The sequence below is a fragment of the Arthrobacter sp. 2YAF22_2 genome, assembly GCF_052114645.1.
In the GTDB taxonomy this organism is placed as follows: domain Bacteria; phylum Actinomycetota; class Actinomycetes; order Actinomycetales; family Micrococcaceae; genus Arthrobacter.
Window position 1 is genome coordinate 1 of sequence record NZ_JBFRFD010000159.1, and the last position, 6869, is coordinate 6869.

The 6869-nt window shown below is 65.0% G+C and carries 7 protein-coding genes; 3 read left to right on the top strand and 4 right to left on the bottom strand.

The genetic code is table 11. The features are described from left to right. On the bottom strand, window positions 1-629 hold a 629-nt coding region (locus AB4Y86_RS08535), incomplete at its 3' end, for a prepilin peptidase (protein WP_441401823.1). 309 nt (window positions 630-938) lie between these two features. Here AB4Y86_RS08535 and rplM point away from each other — a divergent pair. The 3 genes from rplM (at window position 939) to glmM (ending at window position 3403) form a co-directional block, all read left to right on the top strand. Beyond that, window positions 939-1382: a 50S ribosomal protein L13 gene (rplM, locus tag AB4Y86_RS08540; protein WP_015937805.1), complete on the top strand. Its 444-nt coding sequence runs from the start codon at window positions 939-941 to the stop codon at window positions 1380-1382. A 35-nt stretch (window positions 1383-1417) separates the two neighbouring features. Next, a complete protein-coding gene (rpsI, locus tag AB4Y86_RS08545) occupies window positions 1418-1927 on the top strand; it encodes a 30S ribosomal protein S9 (protein ID WP_354233995.1) in 510 nt (169 codons plus the stop codon). A 114-nt stretch (window positions 1928-2041) separates the two neighbouring features. Next, window positions 2042-3403 (top strand): phosphoglucosamine mutase, encoded by a 1362-nt coding sequence (gene glmM / locus AB4Y86_RS08550; protein WP_441401824.1) that lies wholly within the window; start codon window positions 2042-2044, stop codon window positions 3401-3403. Between the two features lie 34 nt (window positions 3404-3437). On the opposite strand, the gene AB4Y86_RS08555 is transcribed toward glmM, so the two are convergent. From AB4Y86_RS08555 to coaA, 3 genes are read right to left on the bottom strand one after another with little or no spacing between them, the layout of a single operon-like run. Then, window positions 3438-4778 (bottom strand): glycosyltransferase family 87 protein, encoded by a 1341-nt coding sequence (locus AB4Y86_RS08555; protein ID WP_441401825.1) that lies wholly within the window; start codon window positions 4776-4778, stop codon window positions 3438-3440. Between the two features lie 12 nt (window positions 4779-4790). Further along, window positions 4791-5687, bottom strand: coding sequence for a D-alanyl-D-alanine carboxypeptidase family protein (locus AB4Y86_RS08560; RefSeq protein WP_441401826.1), 897 nt, complete (start codon window positions 5685-5687; stop codon window positions 4791-4793). A 5-nt stretch (window positions 5688-5692) separates the two neighbouring features. Then, on the bottom strand, window positions 5693-6658 hold the full coding sequence (gene coaA / locus AB4Y86_RS08565) for a type I pantothenate kinase (protein WP_441401827.1): 966 nt from the start codon (window positions 6656-6658) through the stop codon (window positions 5693-5695). Between the last annotated feature and the right edge of the window lie 211 nt (window positions 6659-6869).

Below are 6869 nucleotides of genomic sequence, written 5' to 3' on the forward strand. Positions count from 1 at the left end.
AGCATGGACGGCCCGTAGGCGACTTCCTTCGGCTTGTTTCCGCGGTTTTTCAGCACCACGAAGGCGGAAGCGATCCCGCCGGCGACGAATCCCAGGGCTCCGCCGTAGAAGAGCTGGGCCCAACCCAAGTAGCCCAAGTACAGGCCGAGCGGGGCGGCGAGCTTAACATCGCCCATTCCGAGGCTTTTGGGGCTAATGAGAGCCAGGATGAAGTAGAGAACGAAGAGAATTACGCCGCCGGCGAGGCCGCGGGCCAGTTTTTCCCAACCTCCCAGTGCTACGGAAGCCCCCACGAGGAGCATCATGCCGGCCCCCAGCAGGGGCACAACCAGCCGGTTGGGTAGCAGGTGATGGAGGATATCGATGCGTACCAGCTGCACGCCGGCAACCGCCAGGAGCAGGAAAGCCGGCAGGGCCGGCGCCGGCCCGAAGCGCCATGCCAGCAGCGTGCACAACACTCCGGTGGCGACCGCCGTCGTTGCTCTCTGCGCGGGGGAGGGGAGGGGCGCAAGTTGCGGCAGAGCGCGTCTTACGAAGACGTCGCCCAGTAGGCCGAGGCACAGCCCGATAGCGGCGATTCCCGCGAGGAACAGCAGCGGTGCGGAACCTGCAAGGGCGGGATCGGGCACGGTACCTCCAGGAACGCAGCGGGCCGGAACTGCGCGGCACGCACGGGCAGCATGCCACCGGACACCCCATTTTGACCCACGGCCCCGGCTTCCGCTATTCTTGGTAGTCGTTGTGCGTGTCCTATCCCGATGATGCGTGCCCGCTTGAGAATCCGGTTGCAGGATAGCTACTCAACGTGCACATTCGAGACCAATGGATGACTGGTTACATGGAGCCCTCACCTCTGTTCCGGTAGCGCATAGATAGTAGGTTCACGTTTAGCGTGACGCCTAAAACAAGAACGCCAGAACAAGAACGAGGCAAACACCGTGCGTACGTACACCCCGAAGCCCGGCGATATCAACCGCCAGTGGCACGTCATTGACGCCACCGACGTTGTCCTTGGTCGTCTCGCCAGCCAGACCGCAATCCTGCTGCGCGGCAAGCACAAGGCCACCTTTGCGTCCCACATGGACATGGGCGACTTCGTCATCATCATCAACGCTGAAAAGGTTGCCCTCACCGGCGCCAAGCTGGAGCAGAAGCGCGCTTACCGCCACTCCGGTTACCCGGGCGGCCTGACCTCCGTCAACTACGCGGAGCTGCTGGAATCCAACCCGGTCCGCGCCGTGGAGAAGGCCATCAAGGGCATGCTCCCGAAGAACTCCCTCGCTGCGCAGCAGCTGGGCAAGCTGAAGGTGTACCGCGGTGCCGAGCACCCGCACGCCGCCCAGCAGCCCAAGACTTTCGAAATCACCCAGGTCGCCCAGTAGTCCTGGCCACCAACCAACTTTAATCAAGGAGAATCGTGGCTCAGAACGAAGAACTGACCACCGAGGCCGTCGTGGCCGAGGAAAACCTGACCAGCTACACCTCGGAAAGCGGTCCTGCGGAAGCAGAAGCGCCCAAGAAGGAACGCCCGGCCCTCACGGTTGCCGGCGCAGCAGTTGGCCGTCGCAAGGAAGCCATTGCACGTGTTCGCATCGTGCCCGGCACCGGCAAGTGGACCATCAACGGCCGCGCGCTGGACAACTACTTCCCGAACAAGCTGCACCAGCAGGATGTCAACGAACCCTTCAAGATCCTCGATCTTGATGGCGCCTACGACGTCATTGCCCGCATCCACGGTGGCGGCATCTCCGGCCAGGCCGGTGCCCTGCGCCTCGGCATCGCCCGTTCGCTGAACGAGATCGACACCGAGAACAACCGCGCCACCCTGAAGAAGGCCGGCTACCTGCGTCGTGACGCCCGCGTCATCGAGCGCAAGAAGGCTGGCCTCAAGAAGGCACGTAAGGCTCAGCAGTACTCCAAGCGCTAACTAGTGTTTGCACGGAAGCCCGTCCCGCATTTGTGGGGCGGGCTTCCAGCGTTTAACTGGCCGCGAGGCGCTCAGGACGGGCGCCGAGAGCGTGATCGGCTAAACTGGGACGCGATGTCTAGATTATTTGGAACAGATGGTGTCCGAGGCCTGGCTAACGGTCTGCTGACCGCCGAGCTAGCGTTGCAGCTGGCGCAGGCCGCCGCCGTCGTGCTGGGGCACGACCGCAACATGAACGGCAACCGGCCGCGCGCCGTCGTGGCCCGCGATCCGCGGGCCAGCGGCGAGTTCCTCGCTGCGGCCGTGGAGGCCGGACTCTCCAGCTCCGGAATCGACGTCTACGACGCCGGCGTCCTGCCGACGCCCGCCGCTGCATACCTCGTGGCCGACCTCGACGCCGACTTCGGCGTGATGATCTCCGCCTCCCACAACCCGGCGCCGGACAACGGCATCAAGTTCTTCGCCCGCGGCGGCCAGAAGCTTCCCGACGAGGTCGAGGACGCGATCGAGGAACAGCTGGCCAAGGAGCCATACCGTCCGGTTGGCGGCGAAGTCGGCCGCATTCAGCGCTTCGCCGACGCGGAAGACCGCTACATCGTGCACCTGCTGGGCACCCTTCCACACCGCTTGGAGGGGATCAAAGTTGTGGTGGACTGTGCCCACGGTGCCGCGAGCGGCTGCTCACCCCAGGTGTTCAAGACCGCCGGCGCCGAAGTGATCATCATCGGCGCCGAACCGGACGGACTCAACATTAACGACGGCGTGGGATCCACGCACCTGTCCCCGCTCAAAGCCGCCGTGGTTGCCCATGGCGCGGACCTGGGCATTGCCCACGACGGCGACGCGGACCGTTGCCTGGCCGTAGACCATGAAGGCAACGAGGTCGACGGGGACCAGATCATGGCGATCCTGGCACTTGCGCTCAAGGAGGCCGGCAAGCTCAAAGACGACGTTCTCGTGGCGACCGTGATGAGCAACCTCGGACTGAAGCTCGCGTTGCGGGAAGCCGACATCACGCTGCGGGAAACCGGCGTCGGCGACCGCTACGTTCTGGAAGCCATGCGGGAAGGCGGCTTCAGCCTCGGTGGCGAACAGTCCGGCCACGTGATCTTCGCCGAATACGCCACCACCGGCGACGGCGTGCTCACGGGTCTCCAGCTGGCCGCCCAGGTGGCACTCACCGGGCGTCCGCTCAAGGAACTGGCCACGGTCATGACCAAGCTCCCGCAGGTGCTGATCAACGTCAAGGACGTCGACCGCAGCCGGGTCAACGGCGACGAGGCGGTGGCCGAAGCAGTGGCCAAGGCCCAGGTGCGCCTCGGCGACACCGGACGCGTGCTACTCCGGCCGTCCGGAACCGAACCGGTGGTGCGGGTCATGGTGGAGGCCGCCGACCTCGAGACTGCCCAGGAAGTCGCCGACGGCCTGGCAGACGTGGTCCGGACGGAACTGGCCCTGGCCTTCGTCGCCGACTGACGCATGCTTGTTGACCCGGAGAGAAGGGTTGACCTTATGTCAGTTCGTGTTGGTGGCTCGGATGCGTGGTTTTTGCAGGGCTCTCGGCGGTACCGAGCGCTCGTATCGATTCTCGCCACAAAACGGCCAGCGGTAAGGCGCCCCACGGAGCGTCGATGGYGTTCAGCGGCCACATGGCCAGTTGACTGGCGACTTGATGGAAGACGGGGGCCAGCCAAAGGAGAGCAATGGCAGTCACAGCCGAGACGCGGACTAGGGGCGAGCAACGGTGGTCGAGCAAGTAGACGAGTACCGGGATGAGCAACACTCCGTCGTAGGTCGCGATGTGGGGAGAGAAGACAACGGTCGTGGCCAGCGTCGTGAGCCACACTAACGCAGGATCGACCCGCCGCTTCCGGAGTTTACGGACGTGATAAAGCAATATTGCCGCGCCGACAGGCAATGAAGCCACCGTCAAAACCGGTGCTGTCCAACCGGCCCAGGACGGCGGTAGGAGTCCCTGAATCAGCGACGGCAAACCGATCATTTTCCAGGCCTGTCCCTGTTGGACTTGCTCTGCGTACAACGGACTGGCAAGGGCGGACACCCAGTGAGCGAGACCGTCCACCCCCACCATGCCCACGGAGGCGCCGGCGAGAAGCAAGAACACTGCCGCGAAACTCGCCAGTGCCCGGAAATTTCGCGTCGCCAGGAGCACTAGTGGCACGAGGACAAAAAGCTGCGGCTTCGCAAAACCAAGCCCGAAGATTGCGCCCGCCCAAAAGTTATGGCCCGTACTGAGGAAACGGATGCCCAGCAGCCAAACAGCGAGCACGAATGCCGAGTCCTGGCCGCCGCCCAGCAACTCGAAGACCACCGGTGAAGCGACGACGGCAACAAAAACCGCCTTGCGCTTGTGCAGCATCAGTTTGGGAGCGAAGGACTTCATGCTCAGAGTGCATGCAACCAGTAGCGCTGCACTCACCACCAGCCACATCAGCCCACTCAAGTTGTACGGCATGACGGCGAACGGCGCATAAAACGCGGCAACGGCCGGAGGCGAAACGAACCATGCCAGCCTCGTCACGGGTCCGAGCGCAGCGGCTTGGAACTGCTGCTGGACTTGGGGGTCGTAAAGGGCGCCAGACTCGCCGGCCAGTAGCAGGCCTCCGCCTGTCCAGTGGGCGAGGTAGTCCGGCAGAAAAGAGCCTTGGGCGGCCGGGAGGAGGACGCGGGTGACCGAGGTCGCCAATAGCGCGACGCCGGACATGAAGGCAAAGATCAACGGATATACTCTGAGCCGGTCCGGCGTGATGAAACTGTCAATCCTGCGCACAAGAATTGCGAACGCTTGTCGAGCCCACGTCATGGTCAGTGACATTACAGGACGGGCCATCGCAACTTCCTACTAGAGGTAGGCCGGCGCTGGTTCCAGGCCGAAGTATTCCTCGAGGGTGGCGATGCCCCGGCTGTGCATGTCGCCGGCGGCCTCGATCCCGATATAGCGCAGGTGCCACGGCTCGTAGTAGTAGCCCGTGACCGTCTGCAGCATCCAGGGGTAGCGGACCACGAAGCCGAAGCGGTAGGCGTTGGCCTTGGCCCATACGGCCGCCGGCTCATCCGCGAAGCACGGCTGGAAACTGCAGACGCCGTCGCCGTCGCCGACGTCGAACGACCAGCCCGTCTGATGCTCCGAGTAGCCCGGCCGCGCCGAAGCGGTGTCCGCCTCGTCGCGCCCCCGTGAGTTCACGTACCCGTCGTAGGTGGCTGTCTGGGTAGCGTACGAGCGGTACCCGCTCGCCAGGGTCAGGACGACGCCGGCCGCCGCCGCATCTGCGAACATCCGCTCCGCTGCTGCCGCCGTCGTGCTGTTCAGCAGTGCCGCCTCACCGGTGGCCGCAAGCCGGACCGCCGGCTGGGTTAGGTCGGCCGGAGCGTAGTCCGCGGGGGAGAGCGGCCGATGCTTGTTCACCACCACCCACTGGCTGGCCGGATCCGTCAGAGAGTATTTCGGTCCAGGCGCGGCGGCCGCGGGAGAGTTGCCCGGCAGCGTAGTGCCAGGCGCGGTGCTCCCGGCGGTACCCGCCTGGCCGGTCTGCGTGGAAGTAGCCGAGGGTGAGCCGGAGGCGGTGGCTGTCGACGCATCAGTTGGCACAGCCGTGCGGGAGCCCGGACCCGGGGCGTCTTGCGGGCTGCAGGCGGCGACGGCGGCCAGGGCGGCAAAGCTTGCCCCGGCGGCGACGGCCCGCCCGAACGCGCGCCGGCTGGGAACCCACGGGCCGTGCGCGCCGACGTCGTGGTACACCTGTGCTAGACCTTGCGCAGCAGCATGCGGCGGATGGAGTGGTCCGCGTCCTTGGTCAGCACCAGCTGGGCCCGGCCGCGGGTGGGGAGGACGTTGTCTTCCAGGTTCGGTTCGTTGATGCGCTTCCAGATGTCTCTGGCAGTCTGTTCCGCCTCGGAGTCGGACAGCGTCGCGTAGCGGTGGAAGTAGGACTCCGGCTGGGCAAAGGCAGTGGTCCGCAGCTTACGGAAGCGGTCCACATACCACTCCTCGATGTACGACGTCTTGGCGTCCACATAGATCGAGAAGTCGAAGAAGTCGCTCAGGGCCAAGCCCTGCCGGCCGTCATTCCGCGGGCGGGCGGGTGCCAGGACATTGAGTCCCTCGACGATCAGCACGTCCGGCCGGCGGACCACGATTTCCTCTCCGGGCACAATGTCGTAGGTGACGTGCGAGTACTTGGGCGCACGCACCTCCTCCGCGCCGCTCTTGACCTCGCTCACGAAGCGCAGCAGGGCGCGCCGGTCATAGGACTCCGGGAACCCCTTGCGCTCCAGGAGCTGCCGGCGCCGGAGCTCGGCGAGCGGGTACAGGAAGCCGTCGGTGGTGATGAGCTCAACGTTTGGGGTGCCCGGCCAGCGCCTTAGCATTTCACGCAGCACGCGGGCGATGGTCGACTTCCCCACGGCGACCGAACCGGCGACACCGATCACGAACGGCGTGCGCTGGGTGGTCTCGCCGAGAAAGGTGGTGGTGGCCGCGTGGAGCTGGTTGGCACCCTCGACATAGAGGTGCAACAACCGGGACAGCGGGAGATAGACGTCCCGGACCTCATGCATATCGAGGGGATCGCCCAGGCCGCGGAGGCGGAGGACGTCCTCTTGATTGAGGGGCTGCTCCATTTGGGCAGCGAGCCGGGACCAGGTCTGCCGGTCCAGCTCCACGAACGGGGAGACACCCTCGCCATTCGCATCGTTGCGTTGCACAGTCACCTTAGAGATTCTGCCCTTGACTAGGCCGAGAGCGAAATGAACGCCCGTGAGGGCAGCGACGGCGGGGCCGAGCCGGTGCATCATACGCCGGACGGCCGGGAAACCCGCTAGGCTRATTCCCATGTGTGGAATCGTTGGATATGTGGGCCACTCGGCTGGCCGGGTAAATATTGAGCACAAAGCCTTGGACGTCGTCCTGGAAGGGCTGCGA